Origin of the sequence: Flavobacterium sp. ARAG 55.4, assembly GCF_051846875.1 — a bacterium.
In the GTDB taxonomy this organism is placed as follows: Bacteria; Bacteroidota; Bacteroidia; order Flavobacteriales; family Flavobacteriaceae; genus Flavobacterium; species Flavobacterium plantiphilum.
This window is the reverse complement of sequence record NZ_JBPYCT010000017.1, coordinates 1-26,329: the sequence shown is the minus strand read 5'-3', so window position 1 is coordinate 26,329 and position 26,329 is coordinate 1. Positions and strand designations below refer to the sequence as shown.

At 33.4% G+C, this 26,329-nt stretch carries 25 protein-coding genes; 20 read left to right on the top strand and 5 right to left on the bottom strand.

The window, feature by feature from the left end:
- Positions 1-47 precede the first annotated feature (47 nt).
- The 3 genes from ACSV4D_RS16595 to ACSV4D_RS16585 are packed head-to-tail and all read right to left on the bottom strand — an operon-like array spanning position 48 to position 3,407.
- On the bottom strand, positions 48-2,207 hold the full coding sequence (locus tag ACSV4D_RS16595; protein ID WP_439229147.1) for a hypothetical protein: 2,160 nt from the start codon (positions 2,205-2,207) through the stop codon (positions 48-50).
- Positions 2,204-2,941, bottom strand: coding sequence for a hypothetical protein (locus ACSV4D_RS16590; protein WP_439229146.1), 738 nt, complete (start codon positions 2,939-2,941; stop codon positions 2,204-2,206). The genes ACSV4D_RS16595 and ACSV4D_RS16590 overlap by 4 nt, the downstream gene beginning before the upstream one ends.
- A 4-nt stretch (positions 2,942-2,945) precedes the next feature.
- Positions 2,946-3,407 carry a T9SS type A sorting domain-containing protein gene (locus ACSV4D_RS16585; protein WP_439229145.1) on the bottom strand — a complete coding sequence of 154 codons (462 nt, stop codon included), beginning with the start codon at positions 3,405-3,407 and terminating at the stop codon, positions 2,946-2,948.
- A 328-nt stretch (positions 3,408-3,735) separates the two neighbouring features.
- Here ACSV4D_RS16585 and ACSV4D_RS16580 point away from each other — a divergent pair, with 328 nt between their 5' ends.
- Genes ACSV4D_RS16580 through ACSV4D_RS16560 form a run of 5 tightly spaced genes read left to right on the top strand, consistent with a single transcriptional unit; the run spans position 3,736 to position 7,813 of the window.
- Positions 3,736-4,686 (top strand): isopenicillin N synthase family dioxygenase, encoded by a 951-nt coding sequence (locus ACSV4D_RS16580; protein ID WP_439229144.1) that lies wholly within the window; start codon positions 3,736-3,738, stop codon positions 4,684-4,686.
- Between the two features lie 30 nt (positions 4,687-4,716).
- The gene (locus tag ACSV4D_RS16575; protein WP_439229143.1) at positions 4,717-5,049 is read left to right on the top strand and encodes a translation initiation factor; all 333 of its coding nucleotides are present in this window, start codon (positions 4,717-4,719) and stop codon (positions 5,047-5,049) included.
- A gap of 56 nt (positions 5,050-5,105) precedes the next feature.
- Complete coding sequence (locus tag ACSV4D_RS16570; protein WP_439229142.1) at positions 5,106-5,969, top strand: nucleoside phosphorylase; 864 nt, start codon at positions 5,106-5,108, stop codon at positions 5,967-5,969.
- Between the two features lie 40 nt (positions 5,970-6,009).
- Complete coding sequence (locus tag ACSV4D_RS16565) at positions 6,010-6,861, top strand: substrate-binding domain-containing protein (RefSeq protein WP_439229141.1); 852 nt, start codon at positions 6,010-6,012, stop codon at positions 6,859-6,861.
- A gap of 19 nt (positions 6,862-6,880) precedes the next feature.
- On the top strand, positions 6,881-7,813 hold the full coding sequence (locus ACSV4D_RS16560) for a transglutaminase (RefSeq protein WP_439229140.1): 933 nt from the start codon (positions 6,881-6,883) through the stop codon (positions 7,811-7,813).
- On the opposite strand, the gene ACSV4D_RS16555 is transcribed toward ACSV4D_RS16560, so the two are convergent.
- A complete protein-coding gene (locus tag ACSV4D_RS16555) occupies positions 7,810-8,820 on the bottom strand; it encodes an LLM class flavin-dependent oxidoreductase (protein ID WP_439229139.1) in 1,011 nt (336 codons plus the stop codon). The genes ACSV4D_RS16560 and ACSV4D_RS16555 overlap by 4 nt on opposite strands.
- 283 nt (positions 8,821-9,103) lie before the next feature.
- Here ACSV4D_RS16555 and ACSV4D_RS16550 point away from each other — a divergent pair, with 283 nt between their 5' ends.
- From ACSV4D_RS16550 to ACSV4D_RS16495, 12 genes are all read left to right on the top strand, one after another.
- A complete protein-coding gene (locus ACSV4D_RS16550) occupies positions 9,104-10,225 on the top strand; it encodes an NAD(P)/FAD-dependent oxidoreductase (protein ID WP_439229138.1) in 1,122 nt (373 codons plus the stop codon).
- Between the two features lie 4 nt (positions 10,226-10,229).
- Positions 10,230-10,943 (top strand): methyltransferase domain-containing protein, encoded by a 714-nt coding sequence (locus ACSV4D_RS16545; protein WP_439229137.1) that lies wholly within the window; start codon positions 10,230-10,232, stop codon positions 10,941-10,943.
- Entirely contained in the window at positions 10,940-11,992 is a 1,053-nt protein-coding gene (locus ACSV4D_RS16540; RefSeq protein WP_439229136.1) for a type III polyketide synthase, read from the top strand. The genes ACSV4D_RS16545 and ACSV4D_RS16540 overlap by 4 nt, the downstream gene beginning before the upstream one ends.
- A 14-nt stretch (positions 11,993-12,006) precedes the next feature.
- Positions 12,007-12,444, top strand: a complete 438-nt coding sequence (locus ACSV4D_RS16535) for a 3-hydroxyacyl-ACP dehydratase FabZ family protein (RefSeq protein WP_439229135.1) — start codon at positions 12,007-12,009, stop codon at positions 12,442-12,444.
- The gene (locus ACSV4D_RS16530; RefSeq protein ID WP_439229134.1) at positions 12,441-13,724 is read left to right on the top strand and encodes a beta-ketoacyl-[acyl-carrier-protein] synthase family protein; all 1,284 of its coding nucleotides are present in this window, start codon (positions 12,441-12,443) and stop codon (positions 13,722-13,724) included. The genes ACSV4D_RS16535 and ACSV4D_RS16530 overlap by 4 nt, the downstream gene beginning before the upstream one ends.
- Complete coding sequence (locus ACSV4D_RS16525; protein ID WP_439229133.1) at positions 13,721-13,975, top strand: acyl carrier protein; 255 nt, start codon at positions 13,721-13,723, stop codon at positions 13,973-13,975. Before ACSV4D_RS16530 ends, ACSV4D_RS16525 begins: the two co-directional genes overlap by 4 nt.
- Positions 13,972-14,472 carry a 4'-phosphopantetheinyl transferase family protein gene (locus ACSV4D_RS16520; RefSeq protein WP_439229132.1) on the top strand — a complete coding sequence of 167 codons (501 nt, stop codon included), beginning with the start codon at positions 13,972-13,974 and terminating at the stop codon, positions 14,470-14,472. Before ACSV4D_RS16525 ends, ACSV4D_RS16520 begins: the two co-directional genes overlap by 4 nt.
- Before the next feature lie 162 nt (positions 14,473-14,634).
- A complete protein-coding gene (locus tag ACSV4D_RS16515; RefSeq protein ID WP_439229131.1) occupies positions 14,635-14,874 on the top strand; it encodes a hypothetical protein in 240 nt (79 codons plus the stop codon).
- 871 nt (positions 14,875-15,745) lie between these two features.
- Positions 15,746-16,714 (top strand): efflux RND transporter periplasmic adaptor subunit, encoded by a 969-nt coding sequence (locus ACSV4D_RS16510; RefSeq protein WP_439229130.1) that lies wholly within the window; start codon positions 15,746-15,748, stop codon positions 16,712-16,714.
- A gap of 27 nt (positions 16,715-16,741) precedes the next feature.
- Positions 16,742-19,879, top strand: coding sequence for an efflux RND transporter permease subunit (locus ACSV4D_RS16505; protein ID WP_439229129.1), 3,138 nt, complete (start codon positions 16,742-16,744; stop codon positions 19,877-19,879).
- Positions 19,880-19,894: 15 nt separating this feature from the next.
- On the top strand, positions 19,895-21,319 hold the full coding sequence (locus ACSV4D_RS16500; protein ID WP_439229128.1) for a TolC family protein: 1,425 nt from the start codon (positions 19,895-19,897) through the stop codon (positions 21,317-21,319).
- Between the two features lie 69 nt (positions 21,320-21,388).
- Positions 21,389-21,958 (top strand): DUF2652 domain-containing protein, encoded by a 570-nt coding sequence (locus tag ACSV4D_RS16495; RefSeq protein ID WP_408082271.1) that lies wholly within the window; start codon positions 21,389-21,391, stop codon positions 21,956-21,958.
- Between the two features lie 188 nt (positions 21,959-22,146).
- Here ACSV4D_RS16495 and ACSV4D_RS16490 read toward each other — a convergent pair whose 3' ends face one another.
- Positions 22,147-22,839, bottom strand: a complete 693-nt coding sequence (locus tag ACSV4D_RS16490) for a hypothetical protein (protein WP_439229127.1) — start codon at positions 22,837-22,839, stop codon at positions 22,147-22,149.
- Between the two features lie 406 nt (positions 22,840-23,245).
- Between ACSV4D_RS16490 and ACSV4D_RS16485 the strand changes: the two genes are divergently transcribed.
- The 3 genes from ACSV4D_RS16485 (at position 23,246) to ACSV4D_RS16475 (ending at position 26,114) form a co-directional block, all read left to right on the top strand.
- Positions 23,246-23,827 carry a TetR/AcrR family transcriptional regulator gene (locus ACSV4D_RS16485; RefSeq protein WP_439229126.1) on the top strand — a complete coding sequence of 194 codons (582 nt, stop codon included), beginning with the start codon at positions 23,246-23,248 and terminating at the stop codon, positions 23,825-23,827.
- Between the two features lie 232 nt (positions 23,828-24,059).
- Entirely contained in the window at positions 24,060-24,884 is an 825-nt protein-coding gene (locus tag ACSV4D_RS16480) for a universal stress protein (protein WP_408082274.1), read from the top strand.
- A gap of 336 nt (positions 24,885-25,220) precedes the next feature.
- A complete protein-coding gene (locus ACSV4D_RS16475) occupies positions 25,221-26,114 on the top strand; it encodes a helix-turn-helix domain-containing protein (protein WP_408082275.1) in 894 nt (297 codons plus the stop codon).
- The last annotated feature ends 215 nt before the right edge of the window (positions 26,115-26,329 follow it).

Below are 26,329 nucleotides of genomic sequence, written 5' to 3'. Positions count from 1 at the left end.
TTCATAAGTCACCAAAACTGGTGTTTTCTTTAAAAGTATTTATTGTTTTAATGAGTCACTAAGAGCTGAGGATAAGGATTTGGTTTAGAGTCAATAATTACAGTTGGTTTTCCAGAATTAACATTTACCAGAGTCTTATTAAAACCTGAGTTGGAAAGCATATTGCTATTAATGATCATACCAGAATTAAAAGTTCCTACCTCTCCTGTTATTGTGGAATTACTGATAAAGGCAGTGGATGAAAAAGTCTTAAATAAATTAGAATGATCCAGTAGTTTACAGCCTTCTAAATAGGCTCCATATAATTTAAAAGTAGCATTGGTAGTATTCTTATCAAACAAGCAGGAATAAAATTCAACTTTTGATTCTCCGCCTATTACATAATCTCCACTGCTGTTTGTAAAATTACAATTGGCAAATAGTGGTGAAACATAATTTCTCATTTCGGCAACAATTTTATTATTATCAAAACTGCAATCTATCCACGCATTTAAATTGGATCCTCTGAATGATAGTAAACTCAGTGCTTTCGTATTATTAATCCATTGGCATTTGTAAAAAACAACCTTATCCATAAACATCATTGTTGCTGCTTCTCCTACTCCTTTATAAAGCGGATCAACCTCCTGAAAGAAACCAATAGCTGTGTTTACAAAACTCACGTGTTCTATAAAATTGTTATCAAATCCATAAAACTTATCTAAATGAATACCATAATTCTGGTTTCTAAAAACTAAATGTCTAAAGATACAGGCACTCACTGAAATCTGAGAGCCGTTTAAAGGATGTATTCTAAGACCTGTACTACCACCCTGAAGAGTCAAATTTGACAGATAGAACTTAACCTCACCTTTGGTATTTTCTCCTGTAATAAGCGGAAAATCATCTTTTAAACCTACAATGGCGGTTTTACCGGTTCCTTTACCTATAATTCCCTGATTACTCCTGATAGTTAATGTAGAACCTATATAATAAATACCTTCTTCTAATTCAGCAATGTTATTAGTGTTGATCAGATTCTGGATATATGCCGCCTGATCTGTTTTTCCGGCTCTGTTTGCCTTCCAGTTGTCACCTGCAGGGTTGGGAACGGCTTCAAAAACAGGCCTTTCCCAAGGTTTTTTCTGAGTTCCTGAAATAGTATTGCTGAGTTTATTTATTGTAGAAATATCGGTTACAGGCCCGCTGATATCCAGACCGTTTAAAGAAATATTTTTAGAATTAAAATAAGCTTTAAAATCAAATCTTGCATTTGTTTCGTCGGTATCATAATCTTCTGAATTACTGTCTATCAGAAACATATTCGTATTTCCCCGTAAAATACTTTTTTTAGCTGCTTTAGAACTGATATATTTTCTTGAAATGGAGACATTCTCAGCTGCAATATCAAAAACAGGTGTTGGCGTAGCAGTTAAATTTCCTCCTGAAATAGAAGCAATTTTAACGTCTCCCATATTTTTCATTTCTATTAACGGTTTATTACTGTAATTATACCAGTTCCAGCTCTCTGAATCCACTCCAACCCAGGTTAAAGTTTTGAGATTATCAATTTCAGCTCCATTACCGCCGGGAGTGAGCATGTTTATCCACAATTGTACATTTCCATAACTGGGAGTACTGCTATTGCCCTTCATTATTATTTGCGGATAATACGCATGAATACGGTGCTTAATTATTTTATTGTTTCTAAAATATCCGGAATTACTCATATCCCAGTTTAAAACACATCTTGAAAGGTTAATAAAAATATTATTTTCAATAATACCTCCCACTGAACGTATTACAGAAGATTCTATGTTTTTGAATTCCGAATTGCTTATTGCTGATCCTGCCTGAAAATTAATTCCGCCTGATGAAATAATATTATGGATTTTTACATTAGTAGTCCCCGATGCAATAGTTATATTAGAAACTTTCGTCAATGAAAGATGTCCGTAAAGCCTTTGATTGCTGTGTAAAACTATATTTACTCCCGAATAATCTCCTTTTTCTAATCGTACAGAACCATATCTGTCTAAAGCTGCCTGAATACTCATTTTTTGTGTGACAGGTAGTAAAAAGGCATTAAAATATTCAATTTCTTCACGTTGATTAGTACTCATTTCTGATGAAGCCGGAGTTTTATTCGGAACCTCATCTATAGCATACTGATAATTTTGTGAAAAAACTGCCGTTGAAAAGAATAAAAAGAAAATTAATTTTTTCATTGTCCTGATATTATATAGGAATTCGAATCTGTTTTTCTCAGAAAACCAAATCGTACATTTCCTGTACTACTACTAAATACTGCTTTTCCATTTTCATTATAGTTTATCTGAACTCCCGGAGATGCCTGTATGGTTAAAACAGCACCATTGTGAGCTTCTAAATTAATGGTATCGCCATTCAGCATATTTTCAAATCCGTTGGTCAAAGTTAATGTAGCAGATGAAGTACATTCAATGGTATTGTTTATATCTGAATCAGCAACGTTTCTGGAAGAGTTAAATATAACAATTTTAGCTTTATAAGGGTTAATGTTATCCGTAGATATTAACCTTTCCGCCGTTTTAGCATGTAATGCATAAGGAACACTCAACAGTTGTGTAACTCCTATGAGGTTATAATTAGTTCCACCGCTTGCATCTACCTGTGTTTCTATAAAAAAGGGTCCTCTTTCCCAGGGTATATTTGCAAAACTCCCGCTAATATTGTTCCCGGTTCCTATTTCAACAGAAATAAGTCCATTATTATTGGTATACACAGTATGTGTTTCCTGAAACACAGTAGTACCTTTTGATGAATTTTGATGAATAATAATTGAAAGACTTATTTTAGAATTAACAATCAGACTATTATCCTGCCCCCTTATAATCGCCTGATAGCTTATTTTTTCCGGTGACTGAGCCCATATATTAACTGCAAAAATTAAAAAAAACAATAGGTTAATTATAAATTTCATTACTTTATTTTTTAATTATTTTGAACGTTTTTAAAAGTTTATTATTCTGATAAACCTGAAGCAGATAAAGTGAAGGCATTAAATCATTTAAATATATTTTACTTACTTCCTGACTGATGTTACTTTGCTTTAAAAGCATCCCGTGGAGATTAAAAATTTTATAACTTATTAATTCTTTTTCTAAAGCAAGTTCTACTGTAGTTAAATAAATAAAATCCTTTGCTGGATTGGGAAAAACAAACATTAGTGTCTTAGGCAGAATACTCTCATTTTTAGTACTTAGAGTTTCTTTAACTTCTGCTTGCTGAACTCCCTGAGCTACATTAAAATCAGCTGTTTCAATGCCGGCATAAAATAACTGCCCCACAGAATAAGAAACACTGCCACTACTTGTTGTTATATTACTTCCTGTGGTACTAAATGATTCCATCCTGCGATTAGAATCCGTGACAGTATTTTGGGTCATACCCTTGTAAGAAAAAAGCAGGATTAAAACGATAAGATTAAAATCTTTAAAACTAAGATGCTTCACCGGATTCTTTATTTGCAACAAAAATATTTAAAAACCAAACATAATCGACATAATAAACCAAAAATACGATAAAAAACATATATTTTTAACATATAGATATATTAACTTACATAAATTAAAGTGTGATTTTAAAAAATTCCGCGAGTGAATATCTTTAAATTTACAAGCTTATTTTTCTTCGGATGATTTTAGTTTATATATTTATTAAATACATTTGTAAGGAGAAGTCAAAACTCTTAAAATGCTATCAAAATAAAATAATATGCAAAATATCCCCAGCGTTGATTTAAATGATTTTCTTTCAGAAAATCCTGTACGCAAACAAAAATTCGTTGACGAAATAGGAAATGCTTTTGAAAATATTGGTTTTGTTGCTTTAAAAGGTCACTTTCTGGATCAGCAATTAGTAGAAGAATTATACCAGCAGATTAAAGCTTTTTTCAGCCTGCCATTGGAGACTAAAAAAAAATATGAATTTCCGGAAAATGGGGGCCAACGAGGCTATGTTTCTTTTGGAAAAGAACATGCCAAAGGCAGAAAAGAAGGGGATTTAAAAGAATTTTGGCACTTTGGTCAATATGTATCCAAAGATTCAAAATATGCTTCTGAATATCCTGAAAATATAAATGTAACAGAATTACCCCTATTTAACTCAATAGGAAAAGAAGCATACCAGATGCTTGAAAAAACAGGAATTTATGTCCTTCGTGCATTGGCTTTACGATTGGGGCTTAACGAATTTTATTTTGATAATTATGTCAAAGAAGGAAATTCCATCTTAAGACCTATTCACTATCCGCCCATTACTTCAGAGCCGGAGAATGCAATTCGAGCAGCTCCTCATGGTGATATTAATCTGATTACACTTTTAATGGGGGCTCAGGGCAAAGGACTTCAGGTTCAAAACCACGATGGAGAATGGATTGATGCTATAGCCAAACCCGATGAATTAGTCATAAATGTGGGCGATATGTTGTCAAGACATACTAATAATCAATTAAAATCGACCATACATCAGGTTGTTAATCCCCCAAAAGAATTATGGGGTACTTCCCGCTATTCAGTGCCCTTTTTTATGCATCCTGTAAGTGATATGCCGCTGGATTGTCTTGAGAATTGTATTGACGCACAAAATCCAAAACAATTTGAAAATATAACAGCAGGAGATTTTCTGTACGAACGATTAGTCGACTTAGGATTGATTAAAAAATAACTCCGATAAATTGATTTAACATAAAAAATTATGGACTTACAAGACCAGTTAAAAAACTTATTTCCAGACCATGTTCCAACCAATGAGCCTGAAAAAAATGAGGATACGCCACACAAATTATTCGTTCAAAAAGAACCTTTGATTTGTAAATTTGAAAAAAGAAAAGGAAAAGTTACAACTATAATAGAAGGTTACGAAGGTGATGATGAGGATTTTAAAATTTTAGCTAAAGAAATCAAAACCAAATTAAGTGTGGGCGGAACTTTCAAAGAAGGAGCTATCATTATTCAGGGAGATTATCGTGATAAAATCATGAAAATTTTACAGGAAAAAGGGTTTAAAACTAAACGTGTTGGAGGCTAAACAATATTCAGTTAAACAGAACTTAGCATCTTAGTAACTCAGCAACTCAAAAAAGAATGATAGCAGCATCAGAATTAATTCTAAATCCCGATGGAAGTATTTACCACCTCAATCTCAAACCTGAGAATATCGCACAGGATATTATTTTTGTAGGTGATCAGGATCGGGTGGAGAAAGTCACAGCGTATTTTGAATCCATTGAATTTTCCACTCAAAAAAGAGAATTTAAAACACAGACGGGAATTTATAAAGGCAAAAGAATATCGGTAATTTCAACCGGAATTGGTCCTGATAATATTGATATTGTTATGAACGAACTGGATGCCTTAGTCAATATCGATTTTGCCACCCGAAAAACAAAAGAAAAACTGTATCCCTTAAATATTATCCGAATAGGAACATCGGGTTCTTTGCAGTCATCTGTTCCTGTTGACAGTTTTGTGATGAGTCAATATGCTGTAGGTCTGGACAATATGCTTCACTCCTATTGTATTGACAGTATTTCAAATACTGAAATCGAATCTGCTTTTATCGAACAGACAAACTGGGATTTACAAAAAGGAAAACCTTATGTAATTCGCTGCTGCAAAGCGCTGGAAGACCAATTTTGTTCCATTGAATTCCAAAAAGGTTTTACCGCTACTTCCGGGGGATTTTACGGTCCGCAGGGACGTGTTTTACGTTTAAAAATTCAGGATCCTGATTTGAACAGAAAAATGGATCAATTTAGTTTCAACGGAATGCAAATTACCAATCTCGAAATGGAAACTGCTGCTATTTACGGATTAGCAGCGCTTTTAGGACATCATGCTATTTCGCTCAACGCCATTGTAGCTAATCGTGCCGATGGGACATTTAGCGAAAATCCACATGAAACTATTGATAAATTAATTCGTTATGCTTTATATAAATTGATTTAGCAACCATAAAGTAATTAATATCTGTAATAAAAATAATTTAATGAAAACAATAAAAATAGCCGGAGTACCGGAACACTTTAATCTCCCTTGGCATTTAACCATAGAAAACAAAGAATTTGAAGCGCAAGGAATCGATTTACAATGGACCGATGTTCCTGAAGGCACAGGAAAAATGTGTCAGATGTTACGTGAAGGTGAAACCGATATTGCGGTGATCCTGACTGAAGGAATTGTAAAAGATATTGTAGCCGGGAATCCGTCTAAGATTGTTCAGATTTATGTAGATTCGCCTTTAATATGGGGGATTCATGTAGCTTCAAAATCAAAATATGAAACACTATCTGATCTTGAAAATACTAAAGCAGCTATTTCAAGACTTGGTTCAGGTTCTCAATTAATGGCTTATGTAAACGCAAACAATCAAAATTGGAAAACAGAACACCTTCAGTTTGAAATTGTCAATACAATTGACGGTGCTGTAGAAGCTTTAACCAATGAAACTGCCGATTATTTTATGTGGGAACGTTTTATGACTAAACCGTTAGTCGATAAAGGTATTTTTAGAAAAATAGCCGACTGCCCTACTCCATGGCCGTGTTTTGTGATAGCTGTTCGTGATGAGATACTGGAAAAAAATCCGGAAACAATCCGTCAGATACTACAAATAATTAACAAAATGACCACTTCATTCAAATCCATTAGCGGAATTGACAGTATTCTGGCTTTTGAATACCATCAAAAAATAAACGATATTCAGGATTGGCTTTCACTTACGGAATGGTCCCAACGACAATTATCCAAAGAAATGTTAAACAATATTCAAAATCAGCTATTAGAACTGAAAATTATTGATAAAATAGGTACTTTTGATGAAATAGTTAAAACAGTGTAGTTTTACTTTTTTCCTTTGCATGATAAACTTTAAAAATATTACTTTTCAAAATATAAAGCAAAAACTTCAGGTCAGAAAGCCCTGGGATGAAGTAATTATTTTTGTGCTGAATATTTTGATTAGTATTCCCACATTTCTCATTGCACATCAAAATTTAGTTGAATTAAACTGGCCTCTGAACATAGACCGGATTCTGTTATTTATTTTTATTATAGTAGCAATCCAGTTACTTTTAAGATTACTGCGAACCATTATTATTATTTGCATTCTGGTCTATTTATTGGTTTTATTGTACGGAACATTATCCGGAAATTACGGATTTGAAAGTGTTTATGAAGATTATGATTCGATGATTTACACCATGTCTGACAATCCCTATCCTCAGGATATTATTATTTCCAAATTACTTCCTTTTCCCAATAAATCAGAAATTCTTAAAGCCATACAATATAAAAATCCCAAGGTGCGTAATTTTGCTGTAATGGCTGTAAATAAAAATTTCAAAAACATCAAAGGATATTCAGACTATCGCACCATTATTCAGTGTTTTGCAGTTTTTAAAGAAATTAATAGCCGCTGGAATTATGTGAGTGACCCTAAAGATGGAGACTACATTGCCGCAGCAACAGAATCACTAAATTATTTATCAGGAGATTGTGATGATCATTCTATTTTAATGGCAGCCTGTGTCAGAGCAATTGGCGGAACTCCGCGATTAATTCATACTAAAGGACATATTTATCCTGAAATTTTGATAGGAAATATGAATGATTTGGAAGCAGTCAATTTTTTGATAAAAAACAAACTTTTTGAAAAAGAAAGCTACGGAAAACAGCTTCATTATCATATTGATGAGAGAGACCAAATCTGGCTCAATCTGGATTATACTGCTAAATATCCCGGAGGTCCGTTTATGTCTGAAGAAATTTTAGGAGCTTTGACTTTAAATTAATTTTCCTTTTTATACAAAGCTCCCAAAATTTCGTAAGAATGTAATCTTGCTTCATGCTCATAAATTGCTGAAGCAGCCATTATTTCATCAACTTGAGTTATATCAATAAATTTTTCTAATTCTTTTTTGATTTTTTCAGGACCGCCAATAAAAGTATATTGTATCATTTGTTGTAAGGCAGCTTCTTCCATTGGATCCATAAAATCTTCATTAGGCTCAACAGCCGGTTGTAGTTGTTTTCTATTTCCTGTGATAATTCCAAGAAACATTTTTTTAAATGAGGTTGCCAATCGATTCGCCTCATAATCTGTATCAGCAGCAAAAACATTCACACAGGCAATTGTATATGGTTCCTTTAACTGAGCCGAAGGTTTAAAATTTTGCCTGTAGATTGCTAATGCCTTATGGAGTTGGGCAGGAGCAAAATGGCTGGCAAAAGCATAAGGCAAACCTAAAGAAGCTGCAAGATAAGCACTATCTGTACTCGAACCTAAAATCCAGATTGGGATGTCCAGCCCTTCACCCGGAATAGCCCGTACTCTTCCGTTTTTATTTCCTTCTGATAAATACATTTGTAATTCCTGTACATTTCCCGGAAATTCCATTGCTGCATGCTCATCTCTTTTTAAAGCTGCGGCTGTAAACTGATCCGTTCCCGGAGCACGACCCAATCCTAAATCAATCCGGTCAGGATATAGTGTTGCTAAGGTTCCAAACTGTTCTGCCACAATTAATGGAGCATGATTAGGAAGCATTATTCCTCCTGATCCTACTCTCAATGTTGATGTTCCACCTGCAATATGACCTATTAAAACCACCGTTGCAGTACTCGCAACCCCTTGCATATTATGATGCTCAGCAAGCCAAAAACGGGTAAATCCCCATTTCTCTACATGCTGAGCTAACTCTAAACTTTTTTTAAAAGTATCCGCAGCATTTCCTCCTTCTCTGACTATTGCCAAGTCGAGAACGGAAATTTTTATTTTAGAAAGTGTATCGGTATTCATAATTCATCCTTATTTGTATATACAAAGGTATGAATTGTAAAATATTTCAGGGAATATCAAATACTAATAGAACGTTAAATAGAAAGAAATTAAGATTGCGGAAAGCAAAACGTAATGAAGAGACTAAACTTTTCTGTTATTTTCTCCATAAACGGAACAACAAATTTTATAATAATTGTCAAAAATAATATAAGCATTCACTATTCTATTAAATTTAAGTTTATATTTAATAAATCACCTGAGGAATATACCTCATAATAAATATGATATCCCACTTGATGATATGAAAACAAAGACGGACGTAATTATTATTGGCGGTGGACTTGCAGGTTTATCAGCTGCGATTCATTTATCCAAACAAGGATTACAAGTTACGCTGATTGAAAAATCCGCCTATCCGCGTCATAAAGTTTGTGGAGAATATATTTCTAATGAAATTGTCCCCTATTTATCCTGGCTTGGCATAAATATTAATCAATTACATCCTACTACTATTTCGAAATTTGAATTTTCAACACAAAACAGCAAAATAGTAAATACCAGACTGCCGCTTGGCGGATTTGGAATCAGCCGTTATAAGCTGGAGCATTTTCTTTACCAAAAAGCCATCAGAAATGGCTGTACTGTTATTATCGAAAATGTTGTGAATGTTACCTTCAGCAAAAACGTTTTTACAGTAACAACACCGACTCAAACTTTATATTCAGAAACAGTATTGGGTGCTTTTGGGAAACGTTCAAACATTGATCAGCAATTGTCCCGTAATTTTATTAAAAAAAAGACTCCCTGGCTGGCCGTGAAGGGACATTATTCTGGGAATTTTGATGCTGATATTGTGGCTTTACATAATTTTAACGGAGGATATTGCGGAATTTCAAAAATTGAAAATGGTATTTTAAATATTTGTTATCTGGCAGATTATCAAACTTTTAAAAAATATAAAAATATTGATCATTATCAACAAAGTGTACTTTTTCAAAACAGGCACCTCAAATCTGTTTTTGAAAAAAGCACTCTGTTGTTTGACAAACCAATTACTATAAGCCAAATATCATTTGACAGAAAACAAACTGTTGAAAATCATATAATAATGATTGGTGATACAGCCGGTCTGATTCATCCGCTTTGCGGAAACGGAATGGCAATGGCAATACACAGTGCAAAAATAGCTTCAGAACTAGTACTGGATTTTCATTCGGGCTTAATCTCACGTAAACAGCTGGAAAAAAATTATAAAAAAAAATGGAAACAAAATTTTGGAAAACGACTCTTTATTGGCAGACTTCTCGGAAAAATATTTATCCATAAAAAAATTTCAAATGCGTTATTAAAATTAATAATTGCATTTCCTAAACTGCTGCCTTTAATTATCAGACAAACGCATGGCAAACCAATAGCTATTTAATTAAATGACAATACACACGCAATACAGAACTCAGGAAACAGAAATAATGGATGATTTTTCACTTCAGGGCGAAGAGTTACAATCTGCGCTGGATCAAATTGCCCGGATAAATCAATTCTTGGGAGGAAATAAGCTAACACTGGAGGGAGTACAAAAATTGCTGCAAAATACTGATTATTCAGGAACTATAGTTATTGCAGATATTGGTTGTGGAAATGGTGATATGTTAAGAATGCTTGACAGATACGGACAAAAAAACAACATCAATTTTAAACTCATAGGTATTGATGCCAATGCTTTTACCATAAATCATGCAAGGGCTTTATCTAATGATTTTAAGAATATAGAATATCGGTGTATCGATATTTTTAGTGAAGAATTTACAGCCATTCACTATGATATTGTTTTGTGTACGCTAACACTGCACCATTTTAATGATGAAGCAATCATAGATATAATTACTATCTTTAATAAGAATGCAACAATAGGTATTGTGATAAATGATTTACACAGAAGTAAACTGGCATACGGCCTTTTTAAAGTTATTTGTTTTGTTTTCAATTTGAATCACATGGGTCGTAAAGATGGTCTGGTTTCTATATTAAGAGGATTCAAAAAAAGAGAATTAGAAGCTTTCTCAAAAAAAATAAATTTATCGAACTATACCATAAATTGGAAATGGGCTTTCAGATACCAATGGATAATTGCTAAAAAATGAGTGTAAAAATAACAACAGTGGCTAACCAGCTGCCAAAATACTGGCGTACAACAGAGGAAATACTTCCTTTTTTAGATAGCTGGTTGTCCGGACAGGAAGAGCGTTTTATAAAAAAAGTAAAAAAAATATTTGAAGGAGCAGCTGTAGACAAACGGTATTCCATCATGGATCCCGAAGAGGTATTTACAGCAACTTCATTTGAAGAAAAAAATGATATTTATACCCGGGAAGCTGTTATATTAGGTCAGCAGGTATTAGAAAAAGCGCTTATTAATGCAGGCTGGGATTCACAATCGCTGGATTACATCATTACAGTAAGCTGTACAGGAATTATGATTCCGTCTCTGGATGCTTATCTCATTAACAAAATGAATCTCAGGCAGGATATCGTACGATTACCTGTAACCGAAATGGGGTGTGCTGCCGGAATATCAGGTATTATATATGCTAAAAATTTTCTGAAGGCTAATCCCGGAAAACGAGCAGCTGTTATAGCCGTTGAATCACCTACTGCAACTTTCCAGCTAAATGATTTTTCGATGCCTAATATTGTAAGTGCCGCTATTTTTGGCGATGGCGCTGCCTGCTGTTTATTATCTTCCTGCGAGGAAGACAAAGGTCCTGAAATTATTGATGAAGAAATGTATCATTTTTATGATGCGGAGCATATGATGGGCTTCAGGTTAACCAATAGTGGTTTACAAATGGTACTGGATATTGAAGTTCCTGATACTATTGCCTCCCATTTTGGAGATATAATCCATCCGTTTCTCAAAAAAAACAATTTACAAATTGAAGATCTGGATCACATGATATTTCATCCCGGTGGTAAAAAAATTGTAACCACTGTAGAAGAACTGTTCTCCGGATTAGGCAAAAATATTGATGATACAAAAGAAGTACTTAAACAATACGGAAATATGTCAAGTGCAACTGTTTTGTATGTACTGGAGCGTATTATGGATAAAAAACCTAAATTAGGAGAAAAAGGACTGATGCTCAGTTTTGGTCCGGGATTTTCAGCACAACGTGTTTTGTTACAATGGTAAATTAATATAAAAAAATGAATTTAAACGATATTATTAAGCAACTGCCTTACAGCAAACCTTTTTTATTTGTGGATGAACTGCTTCATGCAGATGAAAACGGCATTACCGGAACTTATACTTTTAATGAAAATCTTGATTTCTACAAAGGTCATTTTAAAGATAATCCGGTGACTCCGGGTGTTATTTTAACGGAAACCATGGCTCAGATTGGCATGGTTTGCCTTGGTATTTATTTACTGGGAAATGATTTAAAGAAAGATACAGTGGTCGCTTTTACTTCGGCTGATATGCAGTTTTTAAAACCCGTGTATCCAAATGAAAAAGTAACGGTAACGTCTCAAAAAACATTTTTCCGCTTTGGTAAACTTAAATGTGATGTCGTTATGAAAAACGAAGCCGGAATTGAAGTTTGTAAAGGTATTGTTGCCGGAATGATTACTACCAAATTATGAAAAAAAGAGTGGTCATAACAGGTCTTGGTGTAGTGGCTCCAAACGGAGTCGGAATCCCGGCATTTACACAGGCTGTAAAAAACGGGATTTCAGGCATACGACATGATCCGCAATTAGAAGAGCTGCAATTTTCCTGTCAGATAGCCGGTAAGCCGCAAATTTCAGAGGAACTAAAAGCAGCGTATTTTACAGAACTCGAATTACGAGGTTTTAATAGTACCGGTATTTTATACGGTGTTATTGCAGGTACAGAAGCATGGAAAAATGCAGGCTTATCAACAGAAATAAATGACCAGCCTGACTGGGATAGCGGAACTATATTTGGATCAGGAACATCCGGAATTGATAAGTTTCGCGAAAGTATTTATAAAATAGATGAACTACAGACCCGAAGATTGGGAAGTACTGTGGTTGCCCAAACCATGAATAGTGGTATAAGTGCTTACCTGGGAGGAAAATTAGGCTTGGGAAATCAGGTAACGACTAATTCTTCGGCCTGTTCTACCGGTACTGAAGCGATTATAATGGCATATGACCGTATACAATCCGGACAGGCAAAACGTATATTAGCCGGTAGTACAGGAGATAGCGGGCCTTATATATGGGCTGGATTTGATGCTTTACGGGTATGCAGTTCAAAATTTAATGATAATCCTCATCAGGGTTCCCGGCCTATGAGTGCTTCTGCAGCCGGATTTGTTCCCGGCAGTGGTGCCGGAGCAATAGTTGTAGAAGAGCTGGAAAGTGCCATAGAGCGTGGAGCCACTATTTATGCAGAAATACTGGGAGGGAACGTTAACTCAGGAGGACAGAGAGGAAACGGAAGTATGACTGCGCCAAACAGTCAGGCGGTGCAACGCTGTATTACTGATGCTATTTATAATTCAGGAATTTCACCAACTGATATTGATGCCATAAACGGACACCTTACCGCAACTACAAAAGACAGTCTCGAAATTGAAAACTGGACTAAAGCCCTGGGATTAAAAGGGGAAAATTTCCCTTATATAAACTCTTTAAAAAGTATCACAGGGCATTGTTTAAGTGCAGCAGGAAGCATTGAGAGTGTAGCTGCAATTCTCCAGCTTCAGGAAGGATTTATATTTGGAAATACAAATTGTGAGGATCTTCATGCTGAAATTACTTCAATGATACATCCGTCCAGAGTTCCTTTCAAAACAATCAATACCAAACCAGATATTATAGCTAAAGCAAGTTTTGGTTTTGGTGATGTAAATGCCTGTGTAATCTTTAAAAAATTTCAAAAAATAACACTATGAATAAAGAAGAACTTACAGCTAAATTAAAAGTAATTATTAAACCGTATACCACTAATACGGATGCTTATGAACACCTTACTGAAAACACTGATTTTATTCATGATCTCAATATCAATTCAGCTAATCTGGTCGATATTATTCTGGATATAGAAGAAGAATTTAACATCATAATTGAAAATACTGATATGGAACGCATGCTGGATGTGAAAACATCAATAGCTATTATTGAAACCAAATTAGCTGCAAAATGATAGGTAATGATATTATTGATATCGTCCAATCCCGTCATGAAAGTAACTGGCAGCGAAAAGGTTTTCTGGAAAAAATTTTTACTGCAGATGAACAGTTGCTCATAAATAAAGCTTTGCATCCTGAAATTATTGTCTGGTCGCTTTGGAGTATGAAAGAAGCTGCTTACAAAATATATAACAGGCAAACGAAAATAAGATCCTATATTCCACAAAAACTGAAGTGTAGTTTCATTTTCCAAAACGACCATTTTATTTCAGGAACAGTAATTTGTTGCGGAAATAATAAGTATTATACAGAAACCAATATCAGTAATGATTGCATTCATACTATTGCAGTTACTCATCCTGACCACTTAAAAAAGGTTATTGAAATTGAAAAAAAGAATATCAGTAAGGATCAATATGGTATTCCTTTTTTAACTTCTACACACTCCCATACTGCACAAGCTGTCTCTGTGAGCCATCATGGACGATTTGAAAAAGTAGTGATTATTTAGGAATCTTTTTTTTGAAATAAAAAAATACAGGCATTTGGAATACCTTTTTAAAGATTTACCGTCATAACTTTTATGTAAATTTTATAATGATTCTTTGATTTCATATAAAATACAATGTATTTATAAGCTTACTTTTAATACAACAAATTAAAACAAATAGTTATGGAAAATCTACAATATTACAGCAGTCCCGAGTTTCAGAAATGTCCTTTTCACAGTCAGTACAGCAGTCCAAAAAATAATGAAGACAAAGATGATGATACTGGCAAAAGCGAAAAACCGGATGAAACCGGAACTAACCCAAAACGTTATACACCTGATAAATTTGAAAAAAGTCCAAATGAAAGATCCGGAGGTGACGGAAGTACCGAGAGTGCAGCAGAAGAGCTCAATAATTTATAAAACGAAGTTTAATTGCTGATTAGAATCTGCAAATACTCTTGTTTCCAACATACTTATTGTAATCTAAATTATTCTATCAACTTCTTCGGAATAAAAAAACTCTTTAATTGCTTAAGGAGTTTTTTGGTGTTTGATAAGAACCTGTTTTATTTAAAGTGACTTATTAAAACAAGAAACCGGCAAACCGGTATTGGAAAATATTCATATTGCTTTGGATTATTGAAGCAAAAATATTTTGATGAATACTGACAAAACCATAGCCGAAACAGCCTATGATTAGGTTTTGAACACCACCCTATTTCTCAAGATTTATTAAAAAAAAATAGGCATTACACCTACCCAATATAGAGAACAGTTTTAAATTAGTTTCTTCTGTATCTATTTTCACCGAACACAAAAAAGCCTCCTAATTCAAATCTTGGAGACTAGTTAATTCATTAGAAGTCCTTAAGAACATTTCTAAGACGTATTTTTTTTTAAATATTTGATAAAAGTGTCAATATGCTAACGGTACAAAATAGTAGATAAAACATTGAAAAAAAAACCTTGCATTTAGCATTGTTCTTATATCCTAAAGGTTTCGTATTCGCATTTTTACTCTCTAAAAAAATTGTGATTTAACCGTAATAATAACCTCTCCGCTGATAAAAAATATAGGCGACTTTTAAACAAATATAGGCGACTTCTGCTTTGTTTATTTGCTCTTTTTTAATCGAATTTTGCTCCCGATTATTAAACATATAACAAAAGATCAATGAATCGATATTCCATTTTCAAGTTTTCAGTATTTTTTTCTCTACTCCTTTTTTTGCAAGGATGCGGTAAAAAAGATCAAAATCAAAGCACGCAGCAAGGAGCAATAGAACTTCCAATGGCAACAATTGTAAGCGAACAGTCGACAATTTCAAAAGAATACAGCACTAGCATCGAAGGTGTTGCTGATGTTGAAATTCGTCCACAAATCTCCGGATACCTTCAAAAAATACTTGTTGACGACGGTGCTTACGTTAAAGCAGGTCAAACGCTTTTCATTATTGAAAGTAGCATCTACAGAGAGCAATATAATACAGCCCAAGCAAATCTAAGTTCTGCAAAAATTGAGTTAGACAGAAAAAAAGAACTTGCTAAAAGTAAAATAGTTTCCAGTCTTCAGGTGGATCAGGCAGAAGCTGCGTATAAAGGAGCTCAAGCACAAGTAGGATCAGCAAGAATTAATCTTAATTTTTGCACGATAAAAGCACCTGTTAGCGGTTACATCGGCCGAGTGGGCTACCGTCTGGGAAGTCTCATTGCTCCCTCAAACCCTACACCCATAACTATTCTTTCAGATATTCACAAAGTGAATGCTTATTTCAGTATGAGCGAAAATGATTTTCAAACTTTTCAGAGTCAATATCCAGGAAAAAACATCCTCAAAAATAGTCTAAAAGTTAATCTTCAGCTATCTAATGGAGAGGAATATGAAATTGCTGGTCAAATTGATGCCGTAAATGGACAATTTGATTCAAATACCGGAGCGATAACTTTACGAGCAAAATTTGATAACCCAAAAACAATCTTAAGAAGTGGAAGTACTGGTAAGATTATTATGAAACAAGTAAATAATAATGCTGTTTTACTGCCAATTGCTTCCACTATGGGCGTACAAGATAAAATCTTCGCATTTATTGTAGACAAACAAGGTAAGGCCAAGCAAATTGAAGTAAAAATATCAGGCAAAACAGGAACCAAATACATTATATCGGAAGGTTTAAAACCAGGAGACACCTACATCGTTTCCGGATTTGACAGACTTCAATCAGGAACACCGGTTACTGCACAAAAAACTGCTAAAATATAAGAATTAACTATTCTCAAAAACAAAAACATGTTAAAAACAATTATAAAACGACCTGTTCTAGCAACGGTAATCTCACTGTTACTAGTGATACTGGGTGTGGTAGGAATGCTTGGACTTCCTATAACCAAATTTCCAGATATTGCACCGCCTACAGTAACTGTTGTGGCTCTTTATCCGGGTGCAAATGCTGAAACCATCGGACGTTCGGTTGCGCCTCCTCTCGAGAATGCTATTAATGGGGTGGAAAATATGGATTATATCAATTCCGTATCCAGTAATGATGGTACATTAACAATCACCGTTATTTTTAAATTAGGAACAGATCCTGATCAAGCTGCGATAAATGTGCAAAACAGAGTGTCGCAAGTAACCAATCAGCTCCCTGCTGAAGTGGTACAAGCTGGAGTTACAACTCTAAAAAAACAAAACAGTATGATGGGTATGATCACTTTAAGTAGTGATGATCCTAAAATTGATGATTTATTTTTAGAAAATTATGCTAAAATAAATATCATTCCTGAAATTAAAAGGATTAAAGGTGTTGGAGATGCCATGGCTTATGGTAACAAAGATTATTCAATTCGTGTATGGCTGGATCCTGCTAAATTAAATGCTTATAAACTTACTCCTATTGAAATATCACGTGCCATTCAGTCCCAAAATTTAGAAGCCGCCCCAGGTAGATTCGGAGAAAGGACTGGAGAATCTATGGAGTATGTAATGCGATACAAAGGTAAGTTTACAGAACCTTCTCAATATGAAAACATAGTTATAAGAGCTAAAAATGATGGCTCCATCCTACGATTGAAAGATGTTGCTAAAGTAGAATTTGGTGCGTACAATTATGCTGTTTCTGCTAAATACAATAAGGATGCAGGAGTTGTAATGGCAATTTTCCAAATGTCTGGATCTAATGCCAACGAGGTTCAAATTGCTATAGAGAAACGCATGAGAGAACTCGAAAAATCATTTCCTTCTGGTATGAAGTATGACATTCCTTATGCAACAAAAGAATCATTGGATACCTCTGTCGATCAGGTAATTCATACCCTAATCGAGGCCTTTATATTGGTATTTATTGTGGTATTTATCTTTTTACAGGATTTCCGATCTACACTTATTCCTGCAATTGCGGTTCCTGTATCTATTGTGGGTACGTTTTTCTTTATGCAACTTTTTGGCTTTTCAATAAATACATTAACCTTATTTGCATTGGTGCTTGCAATTGGTATTGTGGTAGATGATGCCATAGTAGTTGTGGAAGCCGTCCATGCCAAAATGGAAAAAAGAGGGCTTAATGCTAAAGCCGCTACTATGTCGGCGATGAGTGAGATTTCAGGAGCAATTATTTCGATAACACTTATTATGTCTGCTGTGTTTGTACCGGTTGCTTTTATGGAAGGTTCAACAGGTTTATTCTACAAGCAATTTGCTATAACATTAGCCATCGCGATTGTAATTTCTGCTGTAAATGCATTGACGCTAAGTCCTGCACTTTGTGCCATATTACTAAAACCCCATGATCCCAGTCATGAAAAAACAGGATTTAAAGAACGCTTTTTTGCAGGATTTAATGCTTCGTTTGATAAAATGACCTCTAAATATGCTAAATCAATTTTATTTTTATTAAAAAGAAAATGGGTAGCCTTTTTACTTATTGCAATCTTTGGAGGGCTATTTGCCTGGATGTCTATGACAACTCCAAAAGCTTTTATTCCTGATGAGGATCAAAATTTTATCATTGTAACTGCAAATCTTTCTGCAGGGGCATCACAAAATAGAACGGGACAAGTTTTAGGTAGTGTACAAGACAAACTTATTGCAAATCCTGCTGTAGACAAAGTGATTACCGTTGATGGATTAAATCTTTTTAGTGGTTCGCTTTCTTCTTCTTCAGGTACTTTATTTGTTAAATTAAAGAAAAGTCAAGAGAGAGGTGATGTTCAGAAATTAGGTGACGTTATGGGACAGATCCAAGCTGAATTATCTAACGACAAAAGAGCTAATTTCCTGGTACTTAATGTACCTACTGTAGAAGGATTTGGAAATACCAGTGGTATCGAATTAGTATTACAGGATCGTACTAATGGAGATTTAAAAAAATTAGGAGGCATTTCCTATGGTATGATGGGTGCGTTAATGCAGCGTCCTGAAATTGAGGTTGCTTTTACCACATTTAATGTTGAATATCCACAATTTGAAGTTTTAGTGGATGAGACAAAAGCAGCTCAATTAGGGGTTACCGTAGCAGACGTATTAAGTGCAATGCAAGGGTATTATGGTAGCATTCAATCTTCTGATTTTACAAGATTTGGAAAATATTACCGTGTTTTGGTTCAAGCAAATCCTGAAAACAGAAAAGATAAAGAATCACTCAACAGTATTTTTGTAAAAAACTTTGCTGGTGAAATGGTTCCTATAAATACGCTTGTTCATTTAAAAAATACCTCCGGAGCTGAAGTCGTTGATCGATTTAACTTATTTAATTCTTCTAACCTAACCGTTATGCCTAAACCAGGTTACAGTTCGGGTCAGGCAATGACTGCAATTAAAGAGGTAAGTGAGCAAATCCTGCCTGCTGGATATACCTATGATTATAAAGGCATGAGCCGTGAGGAAAATGCTTCCAGTTCACAATCTACTGTCATTTTTGCATTGTGTTTTATTTTTGTATTTTTCTTATTAGCTGCACAATACGAAAGTTATATCCTGCCTTTAGCTGTTCTTACTGCTATCCCAGTGGGACTTAGCGGAGTGTTCATAGGTATTTCAATGGCAGACATTTCCAACAATATTTATGTTCAGATTGCAATGGTAATGCTTATAGGCTTACTTGCCAAAAATGGAATCTTGATTGTTGAATTTGCTATTCAAAGAAGACAAGCCGGTAAGAGTTTGATTGCAGCTGCTGTCGAAGGAGCTAAAGCAAGGCTTCGTCCAATTTTAATGACTTCATTAGCATTTATTACAGGATTATTACCACTGGTATTCGTAGTAGGACCTTCGGCAATGGGTAATCATTCTATAGGATATGCCGCAATTTTTGGTATGCTTGTAGGTACAATATTGGGTGTTTTCATAACTCCTGTACTCTTTGTTGTATTTCAATACCTACAGGAAAAAATGAGTGGAAAAGAAATATCCGAATCCGATTGGGAATATTAATTCAAAAATTAAGAAATGAATTTATTTAAAAAAATAATATACATCACCACAATTTCAGGATTTATTTTATCGTGCTCTGTTCAAAAGTACGAGCAACCTGAAGTTGACCTTCCTGATACCTTTAGAAATGATGATACATCAGTTCAAAAGGACAGCGCAAGCAACATTGCACTAATTAATTATAAAGAGTTTTTTAAAGATCCTGTCTTGGTCAATCTTATTGACCAAGCAGTACAAAACAATTATGATATGCAAATTGCTCTAAAGCAAATAGAATTTGCTTCTTTGGGATACAAGCAATCAAAATGGGCAAATGTGCCCACTGTTAATGCTACTGTCGCTGCTGCCAACATATCACGTCCATCAGACAATAGTTTAAACGGACTTTCATTAGGACAGTTTTTGGGACAAAAATACATCGAAGATTATAGTACTTCCGTCAATATTTCTTGGGAAGCTGATATCTGGGGTAAAATTAAAGGTGCAAAAGAAGAAGTTTTAGCAGACTATCTTAAAACACAAGAGGCTGCAAAAGCTGTTAAAACACGCTTGGTTTCCGAAGTAGTTACCGGTTACTATAACCTTCTGATGTTGGATAAACAATTGGAAATTACCCAAAACAATTTAACTTTTGCAGACAGCACGCTTACTATTTTAAATAAACAACAAGAACTGGGTATGATTACCTCTTTGGCTGTTCAACAGCAAGAGATTACTAAAGATCAAATTTTAAAAAATATCCCTGTTATAGAAGGTGCAATTAATGTACAGGAGAACGCCCTGAGTATATTAACAGGCAGTTTACCTGATCAGATAGAAAGAAATCTTAGACTGGATGAAGTTATTGTACCCGAAGCACTATCTACCGGTTATCCTTCTCAAATACTGTCCTTCAGACCTGATGTAAAAAGTAGAGAGCTCGATTTTAGAAGAAGCATTGCGAGTATACATGTTGCTAAAACAAGTATGTATCCTTCACTAAACATAACGGCACAAGGAGGAATTAATTCTTTTAAAGCAAGTAACTGGTTTGAGTTACCTGGCTCTTTATTTGGTGTTGCTGCAGGTTCATTACTACAGCCTATTTTAAATGGGAAACAGCTAAAAACAAGATATGAACAATCAAAAATTAGTTCAGAACAAGCTGAACTTAATTTCAAACAATCTGTTTTAACAGCTGTTGCAGAAGTATCTGATGCTATGGTTCAAATCCAAAAATTAGAGCAACAACAAAAAATTGCTGAAGGTTTAGTGGAACGCTCAAAAACCATAGTAACAAACTCTGTCACCTTATACAAATACAATGAGGCCAATTATCTTGATGTAATTATTGCTCAGACCAATAAATTAAAATCTGAGTTGGATTTAGCTGCGATAAAAACGCAAAAACTTAATGCAATTACCATGCTGTACCGTTCCCTTGGTGGAGGATGGCAATAAGTATAATTTAATCTGTTGCCTGTTGGTATCAGGCAACAGATTTTTACTAATCAATACAAAGCCTATGTTATGAAAAATACTACGATTAAAGAAGGAATAATACTAATACCGGATTTTAGTGGCTTTACTGAGTTTGTCTACAACACTAAAATTTACACTGGTGAGTATATTGTGAAAGAACTTTTGACTGAACTCATAATATCCAACAACCAAAATTTCAATATTTCAGAAATTGAGGGAGATGCAATTCTTTTTTATAAGTATTCCAAGAAACCATCTTATGAAAAAACAATGGAAAATTTACGTAATATGCTTCGAGCATTTGAAAATAAAGTAATACTACTTAGTAAATCGCTAAACATTAAAATTGACTTATCACTTAAATTAATCGTTCATTATGGAGAGTTTAGTAAATACCAGATTAAAAAATTCAGCAAACTGTATGGAGCCACAATTGTGGAGGCACATCAACTTCTAAAAAATGGTTTTGCCGAACGTCCCTCCTACATCCTATTGAGTAATTCTTTCCTGAAATCTGTAAAAAAACCTATTGAGAGTTTTGCCAAAAACACTCAGATACATCCCGAAATAGGGGCTATTCTTTACCGAGAGGAAGTTTCTTTAGCAGTGAACAACTAACTATACTTTTCTACTAATATATTTACAAATATCTAAGGACAAAAGGATACGCTATTATAAATAGAGTATCCTTTTTAATGTATTAATACGAAATGACAACAACTTTTTACATCTTAGTTAAATTGATGAAAATGAGAATTTTAATCTATTTTAAAGTAAATCGATAAACCTAAAATTAGTGCACATTTTTAAATATATAAATCTCTTTCGGCATCCCAGTTTCTTTCAAGGGATTTAAAATATTCATTCTTAATCACATCAATTTTATGATAGATGGACCAGCTTATTTTTTCATTAAAAGTATTGAGTTCAGAAAATCCGCGACCTAGTAATACCTTACTAAATCCAAAACAAATTAATGTGATGTAAAGTAATAAATCTGTTTCTTCAAAATCTTTAATTTCAAAAATTAACGTAAAGAGTGATACTATAACGACTATTTTATTTAAAGTTATAAAACTATTCCAGTTAACCATACCGTACTGTTTTAAAGCCCCAGTAAAAATTAAGTTGAAAATAGCTGCCAAAAATAGATATAAAAGTATAACCACCTGTACATTTATTGATTCAAAAGGAATAAGTAAAAATAAGACCCCTACTAATACAGCATATATTCCTGATTGAAGGAGCAGTCCCCAACTTTCAAAATTATTTTTATTTATAATTGAAAAAAAAGTTTCACTACTTCCATTGATAATAAGTACAATTGCAAATAACGGAATGCTATTAAGTGATAAAAATGAATCTGTATTAAGCCAGAAAAAGCCACACATTGAAACAGTTAGCAAACCCGTTAAAAAAAATACAGAGTTAAAGCGTAATTTTTCGCGGACTATTTTAAAATACTGTTCGGTATGAGCGGAGTTTTTTTCAGAATGCATTAGAAATTTTACTTTTTTAAATTATGATAATTTTTTATAAAATTCGCGCTTTCTGTCTGATCACTGTTAAAATAAAAGTCGCTAAAATATGTCTATAAGTCGCATTATACAACACCGGACACTTATACACAAATATTTGAAAACTATTTAAACTTGAACTCCGTTTTTAGAACGCAGCTTACCCTGACTTTTTTAAACCTTTAAAAGGCGACAAATAAACCAATCTTGGCGATTAATCAACCTTTTTTTTGCCCAATTTGTGAAATATCTTTGTAAGTATAGCTTTTTTTTATTGAACTGATTCTACCAATGATTTGAATCAAAAATTTGAGATTATCTATCTTTAAAATACATGAGACCGGGAAAATATATAATGAAGTACAAAAAATGATTATCACTTAAAATAATGAAAAATACACAGCAAGAAATCATGAAAACTGCTTTATTGCTATTTCCAAACAATGGAATTAAAAAAACTTCTATAGACTTAATTAGTAAAAAATGTGGAATTTCTAAAAAAACATTTTATCAGTATTTCATTGATAAAGAAGATATTGTAAAAAAAATAACAACAATTGAATTAACTAAAGTCGAAAAATATATCGAAAACCTTGCTAGTGAATACAACAATCCTCCCGATGAACTTTTAATTTTTTTTAATTTTATACAAAATAATATTTCTGTTTTTACATCGGTGTTTATTAATGACATTATAGAATATTATCCTAAAGTATATCAGATCGTTATAAAATCGAAAAAGGATAAATTTACGCCTTTTTTGTTACTAAATATAGTTCGTGGTATACAGGATGGTTTTTATTGGGAAACCCTAAAGCCTAAATTGTTAGTTGATCTTTATATGCTTCAAATTGATACTATCATAGAAAATACTAGGAAAGAATTTTCGGATAAACGTGAAATTTTGAACTGTACCAATATGTTATTCCTTCATGGAATCATAGACACATCGAGAAAAGAAAAATTATAAATCTTCTTTAAAGAAATAAAAAACGGAAGTGAAAGCTGTTGCATATACTAGTCCCTTATTGATTTTGCAATGTTCACTTCAAACTTAAACATTAGTAAAATCACCTTAACAGCCGGATTGAAAATCAAATAAACCAGTATTCATTTGACTTCCTGCAGGCCTGTAGACATAATAAATAATATACTTTAAAAAATTAATTTAATCTAAACTTTATAACGTAAATAGTTAAGTCATGAGCTCAAAATCAACAATAATTGCCGCCACAAATTTTTCTGATATTGCAAAAAATGCCGTTTTCTATGCGGCAGCATTAGCAGAAGTAACCGGATCAAAACTTCTACTCTTTCATTCCTTTTCACTTTCTATTCATAGTTCGAATTCAAGAGTTTCCAGCGCCGGACTAGATCAGGAACTAAATAGATCCTTGTGGAAACTTAAAATCTTAGCGACAGAGCTTTCTACTACATTTTCTATTGAAATAGAAATTTATTGTATTTACTCGCCTTTGGAAGAGGAACTCAACAAGTTAATTGAAAACAGAAAAATAGAACTTGTTGTAATGGGTATGGCAGATAAGTCTTTAGAGCAAGATTTAATGGGTAATTCAACAACATCTGTAATTAAAAACATTAATATTCCGGTGCTGGCTGTTCCTGAAGCAGCACATTTTTCTCAAGTTAAAAAAATACTTTTTGCATTAGACGATACGAGTTTGTCAACAGTTAAAAGATTTAGATGGTTTACAAAAATAGTTTTGAAACTAAAGTCAGAAATAGAATTTTTTAGCGTTGAACATAAAGTCGAAAAATTACTTCTTCAGCAAAACAATGCCGACTCTACAATTGATCCAAATCTTACCGATATTAAACATCTTTACAAAAAGATTAAATCAAGTGACGTTGTCAATGAAATTAAGTTAGAAATCAAAAATTATAAAGCTGATCTTTTAGTAATGGTTCCTCAGAAATATGGTTTTTGGGATTCACTTTTACACATCAGTAAAACAAGAACTATGGCTACGGGACTAGAAATACCACTTTTATCTCTTCCTAATTAATCCTTACCTGCATAGAAAAACAAATTTTAAATAATAGAACTTAAAATTAAAAGTGGATTATCCAAATTAGATTTAATCCACTTTTTTCAGTTTTTATACATACTTCACAATTATGAATGCATCAGTAGTTTAACCCAATGTTGATTATAAGCCAAGCTTTAATAATTTCCAATCTAAAATATATTAGCTAGCTTAAAAATTATATTAATAAAAAAGGTTTGATTAGTTACCAAGATTAGTTTATTTGTCGCTTTATTTTAATTTTGTATTTTGATGAATAGCATTTTTATTGAACCCTTATTTAATATTAAAATTACTTAATTTTTTCTGCTCAACATGGTAAAACAAATTTATAATCTGACACTGGAAGAACTAATAAGTCAGGTTAAAACCGATTTAATTACGAAAGAATATGTGGTAAACGATATTAATAAGAGTAATTACAATATAAAATTGAGTATACCGCACAGAGCAGATTTTTTCTCCTTAATTATACTGGAAAAGGGAATTTGTGAATATACTATAAATGATTATCAATCAAAAATTACGGCCAATGATATCCTCTTTTGTCCAAACTCAGGAACCTTCACAACTGATCGTATTTCAGATGATTATAAAGCAAAATATATTGTGTTCACCACCGACTTTATATCTAAAGCAGGATTTAATTACAGATCAAATGACATTCTAAAAAGTTTTTCAAACAATCCTATTTCGATTATAAGTGGTAACGCAGATCTTTTCAAAAGAATAAAATTTTATCTTACTGAATTACAATCTCTTAATGATACCACAAAAGACAACTACTACTCCAATGAATTGATATGGCATTTTTTTTCCCTCCTTATTTATGAATTAGACAATTATTTTAAGAGCATTGAAACAGTACAGCCTACTTCGCCAAGAGGTGAAGACCTTGCAACAAAATTTTTCCTGCTACTTCGTGAAAACTATAAGGAACATCATGATGTACAGTTTTATGCGGACAGTCTTTTTGTAACAAGAAAGTATTTAAGCAAAATGATAAAAAAAACTATGTTTAAAACAAGTAGGGAAATTATCAATCAGGTATTGATTACAGAAGCCAAAATTTTATTGCGTAACTACCATACCTCAGTTAGTGATGCCGCATCGGAATTAAACTTTTCAGATCAGTCTGTATTCAGTAAATTTTTCAAAAAACATACAGGGCAGACTCCTTCAGAATATAAGAAAAATGATTTCTTTTGATATATTTAGTGAATATTTTTTAAGAAAAGCGCTATTGAGGTGTTTAATAAAAGCTTTTAGAAGTCAGTTTAGAGAAGTCCGAAAAATTGATTTTTTTCTATTCAGATTATCTTTTTTTTTTTTGTTAATCCCCAACTTTTGAACCTGGTTCCATTTATCTGATTAATAAGCAATTATACTCAAAAAAAAAAAAAAAAAAAAAAAAAAAAAAAAAA

Coding starts and splice junctions, on each gene's coding strand:
- ACSV4D_RS16595 (WP_439229147.1), bottom strand. CDS start 2,207: ATGAAAAAATTAATTTTCTTTTTATTCTTTTCAACGGCAGTTTTTTCA.
- ACSV4D_RS16590 (WP_439229146.1), bottom strand. CDS start 2,941: ATGAAATTTATAATTAACCTATTGTTTTTTTTAATTTTTGCAGTTAAT.
- ACSV4D_RS16585 (WP_439229145.1), bottom strand. CDS start 3,407: ATGACCCAAAATACTGTCACGGATTCTAATCGCAGGATGGAATCATTT.
- ACSV4D_RS16580 (WP_439229144.1), top strand. CDS start 3,736: ATGCAAAATATCCCCAGCGTTGATTTAAATGATTTTCTTTCAGAAAAT.
- ACSV4D_RS16575 (WP_439229143.1), top strand. CDS start 4,717: ATGGACTTACAAGACCAGTTAAAAAACTTATTTCCAGACCATGTTCCA.
- ACSV4D_RS16570 (WP_439229142.1), top strand. CDS start 5,106: ATGATAGCAGCATCAGAATTAATTCTAAATCCCGATGGAAGTATTTAC.
- ACSV4D_RS16565 (WP_439229141.1), top strand. CDS start 6,010: ATGAAAACAATAAAAATAGCCGGAGTACCGGAACACTTTAATCTCCCT.
- ACSV4D_RS16560 (WP_439229140.1), top strand. CDS start 6,881: ATGATAAACTTTAAAAATATTACTTTTCAAAATATAAAGCAAAAACTT.
- ACSV4D_RS16555 (WP_439229139.1), bottom strand. CDS start 8,820: ATGAATACCGATACACTTTCTAAAATAAAAATTTCCGTTCTCGACTTG.
- ACSV4D_RS16550 (WP_439229138.1), top strand. CDS start 9,104: ATGAAAACAAAGACGGACGTAATTATTATTGGCGGTGGACTTGCAGGT.
- ACSV4D_RS16545 (WP_439229137.1), top strand. CDS start 10,230: ATGACAATACACACGCAATACAGAACTCAGGAAACAGAAATAATGGAT.
- ACSV4D_RS16540 (WP_439229136.1), top strand. CDS start 10,940: ATGAGTGTAAAAATAACAACAGTGGCTAACCAGCTGCCAAAATACTGG.
- ACSV4D_RS16535 (WP_439229135.1), top strand. CDS start 12,007: ATGAATTTAAACGATATTATTAAGCAACTGCCTTACAGCAAACCTTTT.
- ACSV4D_RS16530 (WP_439229134.1), top strand. CDS start 12,441: ATGAAAAAAAGAGTGGTCATAACAGGTCTTGGTGTAGTGGCTCCAAAC.
- ACSV4D_RS16525 (WP_439229133.1), top strand. CDS start 13,721: ATGAATAAAGAAGAACTTACAGCTAAATTAAAAGTAATTATTAAACCG.
- ACSV4D_RS16520 (WP_439229132.1), top strand. CDS start 13,972: ATGATAGGTAATGATATTATTGATATCGTCCAATCCCGTCATGAAAGT.
- ACSV4D_RS16515 (WP_439229131.1), top strand. CDS start 14,635: ATGGAAAATCTACAATATTACAGCAGTCCCGAGTTTCAGAAATGTCCT.
- ACSV4D_RS16510 (WP_439229130.1), top strand. CDS start 15,746: ATGGCAACAATTGTAAGCGAACAGTCGACAATTTCAAAAGAATACAGC.
- ACSV4D_RS16505 (WP_439229129.1), top strand. CDS start 16,742: ATGTTAAAAACAATTATAAAACGACCTGTTCTAGCAACGGTAATCTCA.
- ACSV4D_RS16500 (WP_439229128.1), top strand. CDS start 19,895: ATGAATTTATTTAAAAAAATAATATACATCACCACAATTTCAGGATTT.
- ACSV4D_RS16495 (WP_408082271.1), top strand. CDS start 21,389: ATGAAAAATACTACGATTAAAGAAGGAATAATACTAATACCGGATTTT.
- ACSV4D_RS16490 (WP_439229127.1), bottom strand. CDS start 22,839: ATGCATTCTGAAAAAAACTCCGCTCATACCGAACAGTATTTTAAAATA.
- ACSV4D_RS16485 (WP_439229126.1), top strand. CDS start 23,246: ATGAAAAATACACAGCAAGAAATCATGAAAACTGCTTTATTGCTATTT.
- ACSV4D_RS16480 (WP_408082274.1), top strand. CDS start 24,060: ATGAGCTCAAAATCAACAATAATTGCCGCCACAAATTTTTCTGATATT.
- ACSV4D_RS16475 (WP_408082275.1), top strand. CDS start 25,221: ATGGTAAAACAAATTTATAATCTGACACTGGAAGAACTAATAAGTCAG.